The 19362-nt window shown below is 59.2% G+C and carries 13 protein-coding genes and 1 tRNA gene; 5 read left to right on the forward strand and 9 right to left on the reverse strand.

Annotated elements, in window-relative coordinates; genetic code table 11:
* Positions 1-10 precede the first annotated feature (10 nt).
* The 5 genes from lhpI to IE061_RS03125 all read right to left on the reverse strand — a co-directional run bounded on the left by lhpI (position 11) and on the right by IE061_RS03125 (position 9048).
* On the reverse strand, positions 11-955 hold the full coding sequence (gene lhpI, locus IE061_RS03105) for a bifunctional Delta(1)-pyrroline-2-carboxylate/Delta(1)-piperideine-2-carboxylate reductase (RefSeq protein ID WP_096922240.1): 945 nt from the start codon (positions 953-955) through the stop codon (positions 11-13).
* Positions 956-1177: 222 nt separating this feature from the next.
* Positions 1178-1945, reverse strand: a complete 768-nt coding sequence (locus tag IE061_RS03110; RefSeq protein ID WP_193460948.1) for a helix-turn-helix transcriptional regulator — start codon at positions 1943-1945, stop codon at positions 1178-1180.
* A 119-nt stretch (positions 1946-2064) separates the two neighbouring features.
* Positions 2065-2421: a RidA family protein gene (locus IE061_RS03115; RefSeq protein WP_039180261.1), complete on the reverse strand. Its 357-nt coding sequence runs from the start codon at positions 2419-2421 to the stop codon at positions 2065-2067.
* Positions 2422-2578: 157 nt separating this feature from the next.
* The gene (locus IE061_RS03120) at positions 2579-8680 is read right to left on the reverse strand and encodes a calcium-binding protein (protein WP_193460949.1); all 6102 of its coding nucleotides are present in this window, start codon (positions 8678-8680) and stop codon (positions 2579-2581) included.
* A 281-nt stretch (positions 8681-8961) separates the two neighbouring features.
* Positions 8962-9048 (reverse strand) — tRNA-Leu (locus tag IE061_RS03125).
* Positions 9049-9161: 113 nt separating this feature from the next.
* Between IE061_RS03125 and queA the strand changes: the two genes are divergently transcribed.
* The 5 genes from queA to secF all read left to right on the forward strand — a co-directional run bounded on the left by queA (position 9162) and on the right by secF (position 14738).
* Entirely contained in the window at positions 9162-10193 is a 1032-nt protein-coding gene (queA, locus tag IE061_RS03130; protein ID WP_193460950.1) for a tRNA preQ1(34) S-adenosylmethionine ribosyltransferase-isomerase QueA, read from the forward strand.
* 53 nt (positions 10194-10246) lie between these two features.
* Entirely contained in the window at positions 10247-11374 is a 1128-nt protein-coding gene (gene tgt / locus IE061_RS03135; RefSeq protein WP_193460951.1) for a tRNA guanosine(34) transglycosylase Tgt, read from the forward strand.
* A 74-nt stretch (positions 11375-11448) separates the two neighbouring features.
* On the forward strand, positions 11449-11775 hold the full coding sequence (gene yajC, locus IE061_RS03140) for a preprotein translocase subunit YajC (RefSeq protein WP_016914910.1): 327 nt from the start codon (positions 11449-11451) through the stop codon (positions 11773-11775).
* Between the two features lie 134 nt (positions 11776-11909).
* On the forward strand, positions 11910-13763 hold the full coding sequence (secD, locus tag IE061_RS03145) for a protein translocase subunit SecD (RefSeq protein ID WP_193460952.1): 1854 nt from the start codon (positions 11910-11912) through the stop codon (positions 13761-13763).
* 48 nt (positions 13764-13811) lie between these two features.
* A complete protein-coding gene (secF, locus tag IE061_RS03150; RefSeq protein ID WP_193460953.1) occupies positions 13812-14738 on the forward strand; it encodes a protein translocase subunit SecF in 927 nt (308 codons plus the stop codon).
* Positions 14739-14812: 74 nt separating this feature from the next.
* On the opposite strand, the gene IE061_RS03155 is transcribed toward secF, so the two are convergent.
* From IE061_RS03155 to IE061_RS03170, 4 genes are read right to left on the reverse strand one after another with little or no spacing between them, the layout of a single operon-like run.
* Positions 14813-16024 carry a M20/M25/M40 family metallo-hydrolase gene (locus IE061_RS03155; protein ID WP_193460954.1) on the reverse strand — a complete coding sequence of 404 codons (1212 nt, stop codon included), beginning with the start codon at positions 16022-16024 and terminating at the stop codon, positions 14813-14815.
* An 11-nt stretch (positions 16025-16035) separates the two neighbouring features.
* Complete coding sequence (locus tag IE061_RS03160; protein WP_193460955.1) at positions 16036-17481, reverse strand: amidohydrolase family protein; 1446 nt, start codon at positions 17479-17481, stop codon at positions 16036-16038.
* A 56-nt stretch (positions 17482-17537) separates the two neighbouring features.
* Entirely contained in the window at positions 17538-18554 is a 1017-nt protein-coding gene (locus IE061_RS03165) for an ABC transporter substrate-binding protein (RefSeq protein WP_039180283.1), read from the reverse strand.
* Between the two features lie 19 nt (positions 18555-18573).
* The gene (locus IE061_RS03170; protein WP_193460956.1) at positions 18574-19353 is read right to left on the reverse strand and encodes an ABC transporter permease; all 780 of its coding nucleotides are present in this window, start codon (positions 19351-19353) and stop codon (positions 18574-18576) included.
* Positions 19354-19362: the final 9 nt, after the last annotated feature.

The following is a 19362-nucleotide window of genomic DNA, read 5'->3' on the forward strand; positions in this document are numbered from 1 at the left end:
CTAGCAAGCGCTACTTCAGCGTAGCGGGTAACGACTCCCAGAGCTCGATCGCCGCGGCTAAATCTTCCAGAGAGGCGCCCACCGACTTGAACAGCGTGATGGCCTGCGGGCTGGTGCGCCCGGGCTTCTCACCGCGTAAGACGTCGGCCAGCTCCGCCTGGATCTCCTCGAACTGGAAGGCGCCTTCCTCGATGGCCTGCAGGATGTCGCCCGCTTCGCCTTGTGCCCCCGCGTAGGTATCCACGAACACCTGGGCACGGCGCAGGCACTCGGCATCGGTTTCGCGCATTTGCGGACGAAAGGCACCAATCAGGTCCAGGTGCGTGCCTGGCGTCAGCCACTCGCCCCGGATGATGGGCTGGGTGGAGAGCGTCACGCAGCTGACGATGTCGGCCTCTGCCACGGCGGTGGCCAAGGTGTCGACGACCTGGGTATCGAAGCGGTCTGCATACTCTTCGGCAATGGCGGCTGCCTTGTGGGGGTTACGCCCCCAGACCAGCACGCGCTTGATGGGCCTGACGCTTGCGTGGGCTTCGATCACCATGGGGGCCAGCTTGCCGGTACCCACCACCAGCAGCGTTTCGGCGTCTTCCCTGGCCAGCACCTGAGCCGCCAGCGCAGAGGCGGCGGCGGTGCGGCGGCGGGTCAGTTCGCTGCCATCGATGCACGCCAGCGGCTGGCCGTGTTGGCCTTCGCTGAGCAGGTAAAGGCCGGAAATAGCCGGCAGGCCGTGTTCGGCATTTTGCGGAAACACGTTGACCATCTTCACCCCGATATAGCCTGCCGCTTCCCAGGCGGGCATCAGCAGCATGGTGGCTTCGCCATCCGGCCGATGCATGGCGTGATGGTGGCGCGGTGGCGACTCCACCCCGTTCACGAAGGTATGGTGCAGGCGCTCGATCAGGCCTGGCCAGGCTAGAAACTGCTCGACTTCCTTGGCAGAAATGACCTTCATGCCCACTCCCCCTGCAGGTGATAGACGAGGCCTTGCACAATGACCCGATGGGTAGCAAAGGCCACCGCGTGCGTGTGGGCATGGGGATAAAACGAGGGTGGTAGCATCAGCGCTCTCCAGCGTCATCGAACTTCTCTTGAGACTACGACGATGCAGCAGCGGTTGCTTGCCCGAGACTCTGGCAAGTTTGCCCGCAAGTCAGGTAGGCCGAGGTTTCAGACGCTAGCGATCCGACGAAGGGGAAATGTCGAAGTAACGACGGTAGGCACGGGAAAAGCTGCCCTGGTCGCGAAAACCCACCAACATGGCGATATGGCCAAGGCTCATGGCGCTATGGCGCACCAGGGTGCGCGCGTGCTCCAGCCGCCTGCGCTGCACATAGGCCAGCGGCGTCACCCCGGTGAGCTCACGAAAGCAGCTATGAAAGTGGCCGGGACTCAAGGCGCATAGGGCGGCCATCTGCTCGACACGAATGTCATCGGCCAGGTGCTGATCGAGCCAGGCATCCAGGCGCTCCAGGTCCAGCCGCTCACTGATGCAGCGCGCGCCCATCTGGGCTGCCGTCTGGAGCGGTGCATCCTGCAGGTACATGTAGAGCGCCCGTAGTAACAGCGCGGCAATTTCGTTTTGCAGGGCCGGGCACTGTTCCAACTGATGGGCCAACGCGTGGGTGAGCTGGTTCAAGGCGGGGGGAACGGTAAAGAAGCGCGGTTTATCGAATAGCCGCTCGATCTCACTGCCCTTTTCCAGCGTGGCCAGGTGCTGCACGGGGATATCCAGCACCAGGGTTCGGTTGCTGCCATCGCCCTGATACTCGTGATGGCGTGACGAAGGGATCAAGCAGCCCCGGCGAGCGGTCACCCGCTCCCCCTGGCCTTCCATGGACAGTTCCGTCACGCCACACGTGGCCAGTATCAACTGGTGAAAATCGTGGGTGTGCGCCACCTGCTCTTGCGCCAGATTGCGGCTATGCAGCTCGAACTGGACCATGACCGTACCGTTCGGGAAGTGTAAGAAGGAAGCTTCACTATAAAACGATCACGAAATAAAAATCGAGGGGGCGTTAACGCTCGGTTAACGCCCCCTCGTGACAGCCTTGAAGCAACCGATCAGGCGTCGGGCAGTGCCGCGATGACCATGATTTCCACTTTCCACTCGGGCTTGGCCAGCTTGGCTTCCAGCGCAGCGCGCACCGGCGGACGACCCGGTACCACCCAGGCTTCCCACGCTTCGTTCATTTCTGCGAACTCGGCCATGTCGGTGACCCATACCTGCGCAGAGATCAGGTGCTCTTTGGAAGTGCCCGCCTGCGCCAGCAGCTCATCGATACGCGCCAGCACCTGCTCGGTTTGGCCACGCATGCCCACCGTGGCATCGGCTGGCACCTGGCCCGCGAGGTAGACGGTTCCGTTATGAACAGCCACTTGGCTCATACGCGCATTGCTTTCGTGATAGGTCACGCCCATGGGGTTGTCTCCCGCGACATTAGGTTGATGAAGTGATGACATGCGTGGCCAGCCAATTGCCTGGCCACGCGCTGATAGTGGCATGATTTACGCTGCACACCAACACAAGCCCGCCCCTGCCAGGCCTATCTTGCCACTGCAGGGGTTTTCGCATGCATCAAGTGATGTTGTAGTTGGTATTCCAGTTCTCTTCGAGGAAGCCGTTGAGGTCCAGATTTTCGAAGTTGGCGAGTATCTGTGTGCTGAACTCATCGCCTACATCTTCGACCTTGAAGAGCTGCGCATTGTTGCCGGTGGCATTTTCGTTGGCCAAGAGGTAAACGACGTCGTTATCCTCAAGGCCCAAGCCATTGAGCCACTCGAGATTTGTAAAGCTTTCGGTGGTAAATACTGCAAAGGCGGTATTCACCCCCAGCGTTGTGGCACCGTCATAAATGTCAAAGCCCGTGCCATCACCACGCAGCGCATCAAACTCATCAGCCGTCAGGTCGATGAAGAAAACGTCGCCTCCTTCACCCACGCTGAAGTCGATGATGGGGTCGCCCAAGGTTTCGCTGCCACTCAGGGTGTAAGTGAGGCTGTAAGGGGGGGCTGGAGAACCCACTTCAGCAACGAAATTGGCACCTGAGTCGTCAGAAGCTTCTTCAGCACGCTGTCGATCCTCAGCAGTCACCGTGTCACCAGAAGCAACTACTACGCGATCAGCCTCAAGCAGGAAAGCATTATCTGACTCGATACCCACCTCCCGATATGCTGCTATTGAGTCCTTAATTACCCAAGACATCAAGCTATCGACCGTCACTGCATCACGGTTTTCTGCGCCTTCAATAAGACGCTCTACTAACTGATAAATCCGCTTGGCATCGAAAGCGTTCAACTCGCCAATATTAAAGGGCTCCTCATCAATGAGGGTGTAGTTATCAGCTAGGCCAAAGGCGGCAGGCAGGCGCTCCAGCGCTTCACCAAGGGTATAGCCAACCACCACGTCCCCTTGAATAAAGCTATCAAGCGCAAGCAGCGCTTCAAATTGTGATATGGAAATTTCGCTGTCGCTCACACGCACTTCAGCGGCATTACGCACCCCATCATCGTTGATAACGGTAAATTCACCATTTTCGTTTACGACCAAATTCGCGACTGAATCCAGCACACGCCAACTGTAGGCTTCTTCCCTAGTCGGTGAGACATTGGCTGCTGCAATCAGCGAATTCAGAGTCGTATTGAGGATATTGGCCTCCTCGACTGAAAAAGGCTCGCTAAAGACCCACTGCGCCCCGACGATATCGAAATTCGCGACGCCAACCGCCAACTCCAGGAAAGCCTCTCTGTTCGCATAGGCTTCTTCTGGCGTGAAGGTAACGGTCTCAATATCAGCCGTTTGGAGTGACGTCAGCAACGTCACACTCCCGTCTTCCACACTGACAAACTTCAGAAACTGGGCAGCGGTCAAGTCTGTCTCTGTCAGATGTATCTGATCTGCCAGCAAGACTGATTGAGCATTAGGGTCGATATTATTGACAGAGTCATTGATGCGCCACTGAACTAGCGCAGGAATGCCGCCTTCCGGCACCAAGGCTGCGTTATTGAAAATTTCAGCGATACGCAGATATTCAGCTTCAGCCACGACAGCCGTTTCACCACGATCGTCGTCACCAAAGTACGTGAGAGGACTATCATCTCCCACCACAATGCCGAAGTTAGCTGCAAAACCTTGGCCCTGAATAAAACTTAGACGAGTCGAATTACCATAGAAGAAATCAACCCTTACGTCTGCCAAATCAGCAGGCGTCATGAGTTCATTGAGCCCAGCCAAATACTGATCAGCATAGATGATCGATTCATCCGTCAGGCGAATACTCACTGCATCCTGCAATATTGAGGGATCTTCAGCCTGCTGCGTTAAGATATTTTCTGCACTATCCCGTATCGTCCAGCTATACAAATCCCCTAATGCCTCATCATTGATACGGGCATTCCTTGCAGCCGCATCATCGCCACCAAGAATAGTATCTACGGCCTCTTTATACGTTAAGGCATCGGCCACCGAGAGATTTTGCGCTTGGTATGCCGTGGTCGTATTGATGATGTAGTTGGCTGCCAGTTCGCTGTCATCATCCAGGAAAATTCCTACCGCTTCTTGTAGCGTGTAGGTCTGGATTCTGAAATTGGCGAGGGTGGCCAGTGCCTCGTAATCAGCGAAGCTGATGGTGGTCTCGTCATTGATACGCACATTCTGCGCTTGACGTACGTAGCTCGGGAAGGCGTCGCCTTCACCTAGCGTCTCCAGCAGGCTGGCAGCACTGTCAGTGATGCTGTACACCAGCGCACTGGTAATGGCGGGTTTGGCAATGGCCCCCTCTAACAGGGCAGAGACCTGGCTATACAGGGCCTCCGCAGCCTCGGCAGTGAGCGGGTCGGCAATGGTCACCACGGGGGTCGCCGCAATGCTGTAGTCGTCTACCAGTCGGTCGCCATTATCTTCATCGATGGCCTGCTGGAGCGTGTACAGCACCAGGTTATAAGTGAAGCCATCTATCCCCAGCGCTTCTACCAGCGCCGTGTACTCCGCAAACGTGATACGCCCATTGGCATCGGCAAAGATAGTGTTGGCGCCGGTGATGTGGTCCTGTGTTGCCGCGTTGAGGATACGCGCAGGGGTATCACTGATGTTCCAGATGTATAGCTCTGCGAAATCTGCTTCGCTGCGGTTGGTGGCGCCTGCCAGCACGCCCTTGACGATATTCAGCTGCGTCAAGGCGTTGGCGACCGTCAGCGGCTGCTGAATGACATAGTCGGTATCATTGATGATGCGGTAGCTATCGGCAGGTGCCAATACGTTGTCTGCACGCGCGCCCACCGCGTCGGCCAACGTCTGGTAGTCCACGATCGTGTCGCCCAGCACAAAGTTGTTGAGCGCCCGCAAATCCTGGTACTGCTGCTGAGAAATGTTGTCGTCGCTGACGCGTACTTCCTGAGCCTGAAGCAAATAGGCCTCGGTGCGTGCTCCGATGATGTTGGGCGCAGAGTCGGTGATGTCCCAACGGAAAGCATCTCGTAGGTTAGGGTTGTTCTGTGCGCCTTGCACGATGCTCAGGTACTGATTGTAATCTTGCTCAGCATCACCGATGGAGTTGTAGCTGCGCTCCAGGCGGCTGGCGGGGTCGGTATTGATGGCATAGTTGGGGCGTAGCTCGCTCCCGGCATCGATGGCCTGCTGAAGGGTGTACTCCACCGTGATGGTATCGAGGTTGCTGAAACTGACCCCTTGGAGCGCCGCCAAGGCATCGTAGTTGGCCAGCGTGATGATGTTGGCATCGATGGTGACGGTATTGGCGCTGGTCAGGTGCTTCTCGCCCGCAGCGGCCAGAATGGCGTCGACGCTATCGCGGATGGTCCAGGTGTAACGCTGTGGGACGAGTTCTTCGCCGATCAGCGACTCGACGATGGCCAATCGGCTGGCTGCTTGCTCCACGCTCAGATTGGTGACGTTATAGCGAGGGTTGGCGAGAATTTCGTAGTTGTCAGCCAGCGCGACGTCCGCTTCGAGCGCCGTGACCGCCTGCTGCAGGGTGTAGAGCACTACGGTATTGCCCAGGTCGAAGTTGCCAAGGCTGGTCAACTGCTCGTACTGCGCGGCCTGAATCGTTTCGTCGGTGACCGACACACGCCGCGCTTCCGTGACATGCACGGCGTCCAGCGCGTTGATGATGCGGCTGGCACTGTCGCTGACATTCCAGATGAACAGCGTGGTCAATACCGGCGAATTGTTGGCGCCATCGAGGATGGTTTCGATGCTGCGATACAGCGTTTGTGCACCCGCGACCGTGAGTGTCTGCTCGGGCAAAGGCGCATTCAGGGTAATGATGTAGTTGCTGGCCAGCGGCTCGGCTTCCAGCGCCTGAGCCAGGGTGTAGCGCACTTCAGTGGGCTCGAGAACGAAGTTGTCCAGGCTATTGAGGCGCACGAACTGCTCGGGCGTGATTTGTGCTGCCGTCACTCGGATACTGAGCGCTTCGCTCACTTGGGGGCTGGCACTGGACGCAGCCAGAATATTGGCAACGCTATCGACGATGTGCCAAGTAAACAGCTCTTCGCGTGTCAGGTTGTCGGATTCGGCGTTCTGAGCACGGTCGAGCAGCTCGCGGGTATGGTCCAGCAGCTCCGCCGCTTCACGAAGCGTCAGATTCCTGACCGGATAGGGCGTATCGGGATTGATGGTGTAGTTGGCTGGCATGATCAGATCATCGGCCAGCTCATCCAGCGCCTGCTCCAGGGTATAACGCACGACGACGTTGCCCAGCTCAAAGTTGTCCAGCGTTTCCAGAGCGCGATACTGGTCTGGCCGGATGGTGCTGTTGGTGAGCGTGACGCGCTCGGCGCCGACGACTTCCGGACGTTCCAGGCCACCACTGACCAGCACGTCTCCGGCACTGGCGCGGATCGACCACGTGTAAATATCGGTCAGGGCGATAGGCGCCGTCTCGACATCGTAGTCGCCTGCCAGAATGCGCTGCACGAGCGCCAGACGCTCGGCCGCTGCCGTGAGCCCAAGATTGCCTGCCGCCACAGGCTCGTTGGGATTGATGAGGTACTGGGCAGGTAGTTCGCCATTCTGCGCCAGCGTCAATGCTTGCTGAAGCGTCAAGTAGGGAACATCCGCCCTGGCTTCGATGGTATCCGAGAGGTTGCTGTCAGGGTCTTGAGCTTCCCGTTGGGCATCTCGCAGCGGGTTGCGCGAGCCATCGCGGTAGGCATCTATATCCAGGTTTTCACCCGCGGCATCGATGGCATCCAGTGCTTGCTTCACCTGGCCTGCAATGGCTGGCAACCCCAGCGCGTCGGCCATTTCCTGATTGGTCAGCGCACGCCCTTCTTCTCCTGCCTGATTGAATGCCACGCCCAGCCGCGACAAGGCGTCGGCAGAGCTGATGCCTGCCGTAGCCGCCATGGCCAAAAGGCTTGCGACTTTGACACCGGCAATCAGCAACTCCACGTTTGGAGAGGACACGCTGAGTGGGTCGGTGGTCATCAGGTCGATGCGTGCATCGAGATTCAAGGCGGTCTTGATGGCTGCTTGTGCATCGGCATTATTGAGGCCGAACTGCTGACTCAGCTGCACCATCATGGTGGTGAGGGGAGTAATGACCGTTGAGCCATCCGGGGCCCGCAGAACCCCCGTGAAGGGCAATCCCGTCGAGATATCGACACCACCGGTGGCGGTCAAGATTCCGCTGCCCTGCAAACCAGAGAAGAAACCGTTACCGTCTGTGGTGACACTGTTGGCATCGAACTCACGAGTGACGGTCGCCCCGGAAATATACCCATCGATCACATAGCCGCTGATGGTCACGGGAGGCACTGGAGATGGTGTAGTACCGCCACCACTGCCACTATCGCCGCTTCCATTGCCACCGCCACCACCGCCCCCACCACCTGCAGCCGCACCTACCGCAATGGCACCACCACCGATATAAAGCCATGGCGGGATATCGGCAAACGAGCTGACCGGCGCACTGTTCGAGCCAGTGGTCCCCGCCACGGCAGCCGTGCTCGACGGTGCCGACGTAAACGAGGCGCTGGGTACGAACAGCAAGTTGCCAAAATCTTCACCGTCAGCCAGACCTTGTTGCAGAGCATCGCTGGGGCTGATCAGCAGCAGGTCACCCTGCTCGACCACCGCCCAACGTGGCACCACGAGCTGCGAACCATCGGCCATCGTCACCAGAACGTTTCCGTCCGGCAACAGCTCCCAGGTTTGCACATCCGGTAGCTGACTGAGCGGCACAAGAAGACCGCTGTCATTACCGAGCTGTTGCATGAGAGCGTCCACATCGACCACGACACGCCCGTTGGCCAGCGCCACGTCCGCCGCCGCCAGATCGATACGCTGGCCGCTGTTCATCATCAGTGTGAGGCTGCCGTTGGGCTGGCGAATGACTTCTGACACGCCTTGCAGGTCATTCACTGGCACCATCTTGTCGGCCAAGGCCTGCTGGGCGAGCAAGGGCAGCACCAATGTAGCGGCCATACCGCCTTGCTTGAGGGTCTTCTGGTTCTTTTCCATCCAGCGGCGCACGAAGGCCACGCGCTCATGGGGGTCCGCCGGTATCTCAATGCGCGATACGTCGCTACGGGTGTCGGCAAGTGCTTGCCAAGCACCCTGAGCCTCTACGCTGCTGACCCTGACGCCATTGAGCAAATGACCGTTGATAACGCCAGGCTGCGTCGACTTGAGAATATCGGCTGATGACATCGCCATTGAGCACATCTCCACTGAAGGTTCGCAAGCGCCCATGGCGAATGCTTTTTCTAGTTAGTTAGGCGAACATCGCCCCGGCAGCCTCACGGAAAGGCGCCATTCAAATGGGGTCAAGTATTTCATAAAGAAGTAGGAAAGAAACCTGAAAAAAGAGGGGGTAATGCCCTGTTTAAGAGCATTAGAAAACACATGGGCGCTCTCGGGCAGAATACCGAGGCACAAAAGGACACTTTGGACAGAACAAAAAAGGGCCTGACATTGAACGTCAGGCCCTTCATGTTTGGTGCCGGTGGCCAGACTCGAACTGGCACACCCGTAAAGGCGGCGGATTTTGAATCCGCTGCGTCTACCAATTCCGCCACACCGGCATAGGAGGCGCATTATACGGAGTTAACCTGCAAGGTCAATCACATCAACTGACTTTATGCGCCTAAAGCGCTATCCTAGGCGGCTTGTTTGACCACCGAAAGAGCACTTCCCCATGCAGCGAGCAGATTTCCATTTCGAGCTACCCGATGAGCTGATTGCCCGCTATCCGTCCGAGCAGCGCAGCGATTGCCGCTTGCTATGTGTGGATGGCCAGAGCGGTGCGCTGGCGCATCGTCGCTTTCCCGATCTGCTGGAGCTGCTGGAGCCAGGCGACCTGCTGGTATTCAACGACACCCGAGTGATACCGGCACGCCTGCACGGCCACAAGGCCAGTGGCGGAAAAGTCGAGATGCTGCTGGAGCGCCCGCTGGACAGCCACCGTGGGCTTGCCCACCTGCGTTCCAGCAAGTCGCCCAAGCCGGGCACCGAGCTGATCTTCGAAGGCGACATTCATGCCGTGGTGGAAGGCCGCCGCGATGCGCTGTTCGAGCTGCGCTTTCTGGGCGACACGCCGATGATTGCTCTGCTGGAGCAGCACGGCCATATGCCGCTGCCGCCCTACATCACTCGGGAAGACGAGCTGAGCGACCGCGAACGCTATCAGACCGTGTATGCGCGCCGCGACGGGGCCGTGGCCGCTCCTACGGCGGGGCTGCACTTCGATCAGCCGCTGCTGGATGCACTGGCCGAAAAAGGCATTCAAAGTGCCTTCGTGACCCTGCATGTGGGCGCAGGCACCTTTCAGCCCGTGCGCGTCGACAATATCCTCGAACACCACATGCACAGCGAGTGGATCGAGGTCACCGAAGCCACCTGCCAGCAGGTGCGTGATACCCAGGCGGCCGGCAAGCGCGTGGTGGCGGTAGGTACCACCAGCGTGCGCTGCCTGGAGAGTGCCTGCATGAAAAGCAGCGACTGCGAGATCGCCCCGTTCAGCGGCGATACCGATATCTTTATCTACCCTGGCTACCAGTGGCGCTGTGTCGATGCACTGATCACCAACTTTCACCTGCCCGAGTCGACGCTGCTGATGCTGGTGTCGTCCTTTGCAGGCTATGACCACATCATGCACGCCTACCGCACGGCGGTAGAAGAGCGCTACGCCTTTTTCAGCTATGGCGATGCCATGCTGCTCACCCGCTAGCGCTGTGCCACCCGATAGATCAACGAGCGATTGTGATGCGAAACGAATGCTTTATGCGCTTTGAGCGCCTTGCGGAAGACGGCCGTGCGCGCCGAGGCCGCCTTCACTTCCCACGGGGCACGGTAGAAACGCCAGCCTTCATGCCGGTGGGTACCTACGGCACCATCAAGGGCATGACGCCCGAGTCGGTGAAAGAGATCGGCGCGGAAATCATCCTGGGCAACACGTTCCACCTCTGGCTGCGCCCGGGCACCGATGTCATCGAAGCCCACGGCGACTTGCACGACTTCGCCCAGTGGGACAAGCCGATCCTCACCGACTCAGGCGGCTTTCAGGTCTTCTCGCTGGGCGAGATGCGCAAAATCACCGAGCAAGGCGTGCATTTCCGCTCGCCGGTGGACGGCAGCAAAGTGTTCATGGGGCCGGAAGAGTCCATGGCCGTGCAGCGCTCGCTGGGCTCTGACGTGGTGATGATCTTCGATGAGTGCACCCCCTACCCGGCCACTTTCGAAGAGGCCGAGAAGTCGATGGAGCTGTCGCTGCGCTGGGCCAAGCGCTCACGCACGGCTCACGGTGACTCGCCTTCGGCGCTGTTCGGCATCATTCAGGGCGGCATGTACCCTGAATTGCGCGAACGCTCGCTCAAGGGGCTGCTGGACATAGGCTTCGACGGCCTGGCCATCGGCGGCCTGTCGGTGGGTGAGCCCAAGGAAGAGATGATCAAGGTCCTCGACTACCTGCCCACCTGGATGCCCGACGACACCCCGCGTTACCTGATGGGGGTCGGCAAACCCGAGGATCTGGTCGAGGGCGTGCGCCGCGGCGTGGACATGTTCGACTGCGTCATGCCGACCCGCAATGCGCGTAACGGGCACCTGTTCACCTCGGACGGCATCGTCAAGATCCGCAATGCCAAGCACCGCTTCGACACGCGTCCGCTGGACGAAGAGTGCGACTGCTACACCTGCCAGAATTTTTCCCGTGGCTACCTGCACCACCTGGACCGCTGCAACGAAATGCTCGGCTCGATGCTCAACACCATCCATAACTTGCGCTACTACCAGCGCGTCATGGCTGATTTGCGCGCGGCAATCGAAGCGGGTACATTGACGACCTTTGTGGAAGGCTTCTATGCACGGCGCGGCTTGCCGGTGCCTCCCCTCGCGGGACCTGAAACCTGATAACTAACCGCCACCGGCCATACTGAGTGGCGTCAACCGGTTCACCCATTGTTCTAACTCAGGAGTTCTCTGCAATGCTGGATTTCTTCATCTCACCAGCCCATGCCCAGGAAGCCGCCGCTGGCGGTGGTATTGCGCAAATCGTCATGCTCGTCGGCTTTGTGCTGATTTTCTACTTCCTGCTGTGGCGCCCCCAGGCAAAACGTGCCAAGCAGCACCGTCAGCTGGTCTCCAGCCTGGCCAAGGGTGATGAAGTGGTCATCGGTGGTGGCCTGGTAGGCCGCGTGACCAAAGTCAGCGATGAGTTCCTGACCCTGGAAGTATCGGAAGGTACCGAAGTCAACGTGCAGAAGAATGCCGTGGCTGCCGTACTGCCCAAGGGCACCATTAAGTCCATCTAACGCTCGCACCTCCCCCTGCCGACTCCGTGCCAGCCACCCCGGCAGGGGTGACATGGTAGCGTCGATGGTGAACGTTGCTGTGCACAGCTTGTCTGTGCACAGCGATTCCGTTTGTAATTGAAGGCAGGGCTTGCATGCTCAACCGTTACCCCCTGTGGAAGTATCTGCTGATACTGGTCGTCCTGGTGGTTGGCCTTATCTATTCGCTTCCCAATCTATTTCCCGCCGATCCCGCCATTCAGGTGAGCGATGCCCAAGGCAACATGCTCGATGAGCGGCAAATCAATCGCGTCGAACAAGCGCTGACCGACAACGACATTGCCATCAAGGCCGTGGAAGAGGTCGACGGGCAGTGGTTGATTCGCTTGCAAAGCAACGATGACCAGCTGAATGCGCGGGATATCGCGACTGACGTGCTGGGTAGCGGCGCCACCGTTGCCTTGAACCTGGCGGAAGCCACGCCTGGTTGGCTGCAGGCCTTCTCCGCCACACCCATGACGCTGGGTCTGGACCTGCGCGGCGGCGTTCACTTCCTGCTGGAAGTCGACATGGAAGCAGCCCTGACCCAGCGCCTGGAAGTCAATGCCAGCGCCATCCGTGAACTGCTGCGTGGCGAGCGCATCCGTTACCGCAATACGGAGATCGCCGAGCGTTCGCTGTCCATCGATTTTGCCAGCAGCGAAGATCGCGACGCTGCTCGCCGATTGATCAGCCGCGACTTCCCCAACTTCGATTACAGCAACCAGGGCGATGGCCGAGCCTCCCGTCTGGTCATGTCACTCAGCGACGCAACGGTCAGCGAGATTCAGGACTATGCGGTCAACCAGAACCTGACCACCCTGCGTAACCGTGTCGACGAGCTGGGCGTGGCCGAGCCAATGGTACAGCGCCAGGGCCCCAGCCAGATCGTGGTCGAGCTGCCCGGCATTCAGGACACGGTGGCAGCCAAGCGCATCGTCGGCGCCACGGCCAACCTGGAGTTCCGCCTGGAAGCGCGTAACGACACGCCCGACATGGAAACCGAGCGCTTCGACTTCCGTAACGACAGCGGCCGTTCTGCAGACCTGATGCGGGACGTGATCATTACCGGTGACAGCGTTTCCAGCGCTAGCCACAGCTTCGATGAAAATGGCCGCCCACAGGTCAACATCAACCTGGATGGCACCGGCGGTACATTGATGAACCGCGCCACGCGCACCAACATCGGGCGCAACATGGCGGTGCTGTTCATCGAGCACAAGAGCGAAGACCGCGTCGAGACCGACCCGGAGACTGGCGAGCAGACCATCATTCGCGAGCCCTACACGGAGCGCGGCTTGATCAGCCTGGCGACCATTCAGAGCGCACTGGGCAACAGCTTCCGCATTACCGGGCTCGACTCGCCCACCGAAGCCGCCGAACTGGCCCTGCTGCTGCGCTCAGGCTCTCTGGCAGCGCCCATCTACTTCGTACAGGAACGTACCATCGGCCCAAGCCTGGGTCAGGAGAACATCGAACGCGGCCTGCTCTCGGTTCAGATTGGCCTGCTGCTGGTGGTGATGTTCATGCTGATCCGCTACAAGGTGTTCGGCATCTTCGCCAACGTGGCGCTGGCGCTCAACCTGACCCTGCTGATTGCAGTGATGTCGATGCTGGGGGCCACCCTCACCCTGCCGGGCATTGCCGGTATCGTGCTGACCCTGGGTATGGCGGTAGATGCCAACGTACTGATCTTCGAACGTATACGCGAAGAGTTGCGCAACGGTCTGTCGATTCAACAAGCCATTCATGCGGGTTACGAGCGTGCCTTCACCTCGATCGTGGATGCCAACATCACCACCCTGCTGGTCGCCATCATCCTGTTCTCGATTGGCACTGGCCCGGTAAAAGGCTTCGCGGTAACGCTCTCCATCGGTATCTTGACCTCCATGTTCACGGCCTTGATGGTCACACGAGCCATGGTCAACCTCACCTATGGCAGCAAGCCCGTCAAGAAGCTCTGGATCTGATCTCGTGAAGCAGACATACGCGCTCCGCACAGAATTGAAGAGGTGGTAATGAAACCCCTATCGCAGCTACGCATCGACTTCATGGGACAACGCAACCTTGCGTTCATCGTCTCGGCGGTGATGCTGATCGTCTCTATCGGTGCCATCGTTTTTCAGCAGCTCAACCTGGGGCTGGACTTCACGGGCGGCACCCTGGTCGAAGTACGTTACGGTGCTGCACCGTCGCTGGATGCCATCCGCCAACTGCTGGAAAACAGTGGCTTTCAGGATGTGTCCGTACAAACCTTCGGTGCTTCTACCGAAATTCTGATTCGCCTTCAGCAGGCCTTTGACCCCGACATCGGCAGCGAAATCGTCGGGCTGCTGCGTGCCGATGGCGCTGACGTCAATCTGGTGCGCGCGGAGTTCGTGGGTGCTCAGGTAGGTGAGCAACTGCGCGACCAGAGCGGCATGGGCATGCTGGTGGCCCTCGGCGTCGTGATGGTCTACGTGGCCTTGCGCTTTCAGTACAAGTTCGCCATCGGCGCTCTGCTGGCGCTGATGCACGACGTGATCATCGTGGTGGGTGTCTTCGCGCTGTTCCAGCTCGACTTCAACCTGACGGTACTGGCCGCACTGCTCGCGGTCATCGGTTATTCCCTCAACGATACCATCGTGGTGTACGACCGTATCCGCGAGTCCATTCGCACGTCGCGGATCGACAACATGCCGCAAATCATCAACGAAGCGATCAATGCCACGCTCTCGCGTACGCTGGCAACGTCGGGCACCACCATCCTGGTGCTGCTGGCCTTGCTGCTGCTGGGCGGCGACATGATCGAGAACTTCGCCATCGCGCTGCTGGTAGGCGTGGGTGTGGGTACCTTCTCCTCCATCTATATCTCTGGCGCCCTGCTGATCCCGCTCAAGCTCTCTCGGGAAGACCTGATCCCGACCAAGAAAGAGAGCGATGAAGAGGAAGAAGAGCTGCCGTAAGGCGCGAATGCTCTCTTCAGCAAAAGGCCTTGCCGCTTACGCGACAAGGCCTTTTTCGTTGCGTCAGCGGCTGCTCAGGCGAGTAGTCGCTTGAGGCTATTGGCGACGACCAGCGCGGCATCGGTCAACAGGTGAACCGGCACACGTTCGTCTGCACGGTGCCCATTGGCGTCGAGCGGGTCCTTGGGGCCTGCGCCATACATGATGGTCGGCACGCCCGCTTCGCTGTAGTGGCGAGCATCGGTGTACAAAGGCATGGCGCCGGTACCTACGGGAACTCCCAGCACCTTTTGTGCCTCACTGGCAAACAGGCTGGCGACCTTTTCGGAATCAGGTGTCGAGGTGAACGGCTTGGCCAATAGGCGTCGCTGGATGCTCACGCGTATGGCGCTCTCAGGTACCGCTGCTTCGATCACTGACCGCAACTCTTGCTCGATGACATCCGGCGATTCCTCAGGAATGATCCGCCTATCGATGGTCATGACCACACGGTCGGGCACCACATTCGTATTGATGCCTCCCTCGATGGTGCCGACCACCAACGAGGGAGCATTGACCCCAGGGTAAGCGGAGACTTTTTCAGCCAGGGTTTCACGGTAGCGATAGAGGGCGCTCAGCACGGGCAGGGACGCTTCAATGGCATCACTACCGGTGTGATGCCAAGCGGCATGAGCAGAGCGACCTTCGAGCACGACCTCCAGGTGCAGACAACCGTTGTGGGCAGTGATCACCTGATATGAAAAAGCGGCACACACGGCATAATCCGGTCGAGAAATACCCTCGGACAGCAGCCAGGCAGGCCCCGTAAAACCGCCGGTCTCTTCGTCGTAGGTAAAGTGCAGTTCGACACTGCCCGTCTCCAGCGCTTGCGTATCAATCAACGCCTTCAGCGCGTAGGCATAGGTCACGAAGTCACTTTTGGAAACGGCGGCTCCCCGTCCATACAGCCAGCCCTGGTCGACTTCCCCGCCATACGGGTCCTTGCTCCAGCCACCCCCCGCGGGCACCACGTCACCATGGGCATTGAGCGCGACGACGGGGCCAGGTCCAAAACGATGTCGCACCACCAGGTTGGTGACTCGTTGCAATCCATGCTGCCGACATAATGCGCTGGGCACTGGGTGTTGCTCGACCTCGAAGCCCAGTTTTTCTAGACATTCGGTGGCACACTGGGCGTGGGCTATACCATCACCTGGGGGGTTGTCCGAAGGCACTTGTACCAGTTGCCGAAGCATGGCCACCTGCTCGTCTGCGCGCTGCTCCAGCCAGTGTTTCAAATGATTCATCGACTAACTCCTTAACAACATCCCATGCGGTCGCGGTAGTAAGCGGCTACATGGTGTTCGATGGCGGGCCAGGCACGCTGCAGGTCAGCGCGCTGGTGCAAGGCGTGGCGATACATATCACGCAGTTCCTCGTGAACCTGCTCAAGATCCAGCGTCATGAGTTTGCCGCGCTCGACGATCTGCTTGCCGCTGACCACCACGCTGTCCAGGTGGCTACGGGTAGCCCGTGCAAACAGCAAATCCACACTGTCTACCTTCATCAGGTCATCTCCATTCAAGCGATCGAGATCCAGCGTGATCCAGTCGGCGACATCGCCCTGCTCCAGTAAGGCCGGGTGCTCCCAGCCCAGCGACATGCGCCCCACGCTGGTGGCAGCGGTCAACATTCGCTGGCGAGTAGCGTCATCGGAAAAACCTGGCGGTGCATGCAGCAATGCATTGAGGCGTACTTCTCTCAATGCATCGTCATCTTCATCCAGCGCACAGCCATCGATGCCCATGGCTACCTTGCAACCTGTTTGCCACATGTTGCCGACGGGAGCGATGCCCGAGCGCAGATGCAGGTTGGAACTCGTGTTGACGGCAATGGTGGCCCCCGCCGCCGCTATCTGTTCAAGCTCTTCGGGCCGCGCCCAGACACAGTGCGCCAGGGTAAGGCGTGGCGACAGCAACCCGATGTCGGCGAGGTACTGAACGATGCCTTGAGGAAAGTGATGGTCGGCCCACTCTCGCTGATAGCGTGTTTCCAGCAGGTGCATATGCACACGACGCCCGCTCTGCGCCGACGCATCGGCTATCTCACGCAGCAGCTCATCGGAACACCACTGCACGCCGGTCGGGCCGAACTGCAGATTCAATGCCAACCCCTCCAGCGACGCTGCCATGGCCTCGACTTGCCGGACCTGCTCTGCCGGGGTCATGGATGGCAGGCTGAAGTAGCGCTGGATGACGTGTTGCTCCTCCTGCGCCAGCTGCGCTGCCAGCGCGCCATGGTCGCCGTACACGAGAGGGTTTCGGTCACGCATCCCTACAGCAAAGGTCAGTCGGATACCGACGTCCTGGGCAGCCTGGGCCACTTTCCTGACTTCATCGACCAACGAGTCCAGCCCCTGAGGCCGCGTGCAGTGCATCATGACGGCAGCACAACCGCCTTCGGCGGCACGCCCAAACGCCGCGCAGGCCGCCACGTAAGGGTCCACGGATGGCATCACGGCCAGGCGTAGCAGCCAGGTTTCCAGCGGTTTTCCCGCAGCACCAAACGAACTGGTGGACAATGGGCGGCCATGATCATGGGCATTCGCCAAGGCCGGCATGACCAGCCGTTTTTCTCGGGTGGCTGTCGTGTGTGCAGTGCGCGTGACCTCCGCGATGCGCCCGTCACGCACCTGCAGCGAGCAAGGCCCTTCCAGTTGAAAAGCGCTGCCGCGCAGTGCGGCAGCAAAGGTGTGGTGGCTCATGAAGGCCTCTCCAGTACAACGATGTTGCCGACGCTCTGGCGAGCTTGGTGGCATCGTCAAAGCGTGCGCTCATCGAGGGGCGGCAAGAATGCCGCGCTATAGATATCGGCCACGTTCGGCGTAGTGGGCAACTCGTATAGCGCGACGATGGTGTCTATCGAACGCGCCAACCGTTCCTCATCGAGCGCTCCCACGCCTATTGCTCTGGATTCGTCAGACACGATGACATTGTCGAGAGCAAACTGGAGTCGGCGCGTTTCCGCTTCCCGGTCGAGAAACCCTTCTTCCTTCAACAGTGCGGCGATGCCCGCCTCCGGGTCCTGCATCACGTCCTGCACGGCACGGTTGATCGCCCGAACCAACCCGGCCACTGCCGCGGGCTGCTCCTGCATCATCGTTCGAGAAACCATCACGCCATTCGAGTACACCTCGACGCCATAGTCACCGTAGGGAAACCAGCGATAGTCGCTATCGGGATCATGCCCTTGCGACACCAGGTTCATGTAGCTGGTCACATTGAAGACCAGTGACCCATCGACATCACCTCGATGGAGCAACTGCTCCTGCAGGTTGGGGGCGACGTTGGTAATGCTGACCTGCGCCAGGTCGATCCCGGCGGCCTCGGCGAAAGCGGGAAACAGGCGCGTGGAAGCGCTACCGGCAGGGGCGCCCAACGTGGCCCCTTCGATATCGTCGATACTCTGAATGGGGCCATCGGCTTTCGTCAGCAGGGCAAACGGCGGCTGATTGTATATCTGGTAGACCATGACCGGGGTCTGTTCGGGTCGCTCGGCGGCGTTTTGAATCAGCGCATTGATATCGCCAAAACCAGCATCGTAGGCGCCCGACATGATGCGGCTGACCGTTGCCGCAGAGCCATCGCCCTGATCTATGCGTACATCCAGTCCCTCTTCCTCGAAGTAACCGCGCTCCTTGGCCAGGAAGTACCAGGCGTGTACCCCCTGAAAACTCCAGTCCAGCGTGAAATTGACTCGCGTCAACTCGGCGTTCGCCGTCATCGGCATCAACAGGCATGCCCACCACAGGCGTTTGAGGTATGAAACACTTTTCATGGTTATCTCCTTGAAACGTTCAAGCCGCAGGCAGCTCTGATTTACGCATGGCCCAGCCCGTTACCTTGCGCTCGATCATAGAGAACACCAGGTACAGGGTGACGCCGAGCATGGCGAGCAGGAAGAGCCCCGAAAACACGAGGGGGACATCGAAGCTGGAGGTGGCAATCATCATGACGTTGCCAATACCTCGGTTCGAGGCAATGGTTTCTGCCAATACCGTGCCGACGAAGGCCAGCGTGATCGCCACTTTCAGAGAGGCAAAAAAGTAGGGCATGGCGCGTGGGATGCCCACGTTCCAGAGAATTTCGCGCTTCTTGGCCCCCAGGGATTTGAGCACGTCTTCCAGCTCGGGCTCCGTGGTCGCCAGCCCCGTTGCCACATTCACTACCACGGGGAAAATACAGATGATGAAAGAGGTCAGCACGGCGGGTACGGTGCCACTGCCAAACCAGAGCACGAAGATCGGCACCACCGCCACCTTGGGAATCGATGAAAAGCCGACCAGCAGGGGGTAAGCCGTATCGTAGGCCACCTTCGAAGAGCCAACGATGGCCCCCAGCACCAGGCCTGCCGTCACTCCCATGACAAAACCGGTGAGCGTCGTGCTCAATGTCTGCATGACATGGGGTAGCAACTGCGTAAAGCGTGCAATCAGGGTCTCCATGACCTGACTGGGCCGTGGCAGCACGATTTCCGGCACGCCAAACACCAGGCAAATGACTTCCCAGGCGACGAAGAAGCCCAGAATCAACAGCGCTGCCGCAAGTTTCTGGCGTAGTTTATCGACGAGTTCCATGGGACTTCT

This window comes from Vreelandella hamiltonii, from assembly GCF_014651795.1.
Classification (GTDB): Bacteria; Pseudomonadota; Gammaproteobacteria; order Pseudomonadales; family Halomonadaceae; genus Vreelandella; species Vreelandella hamiltonii.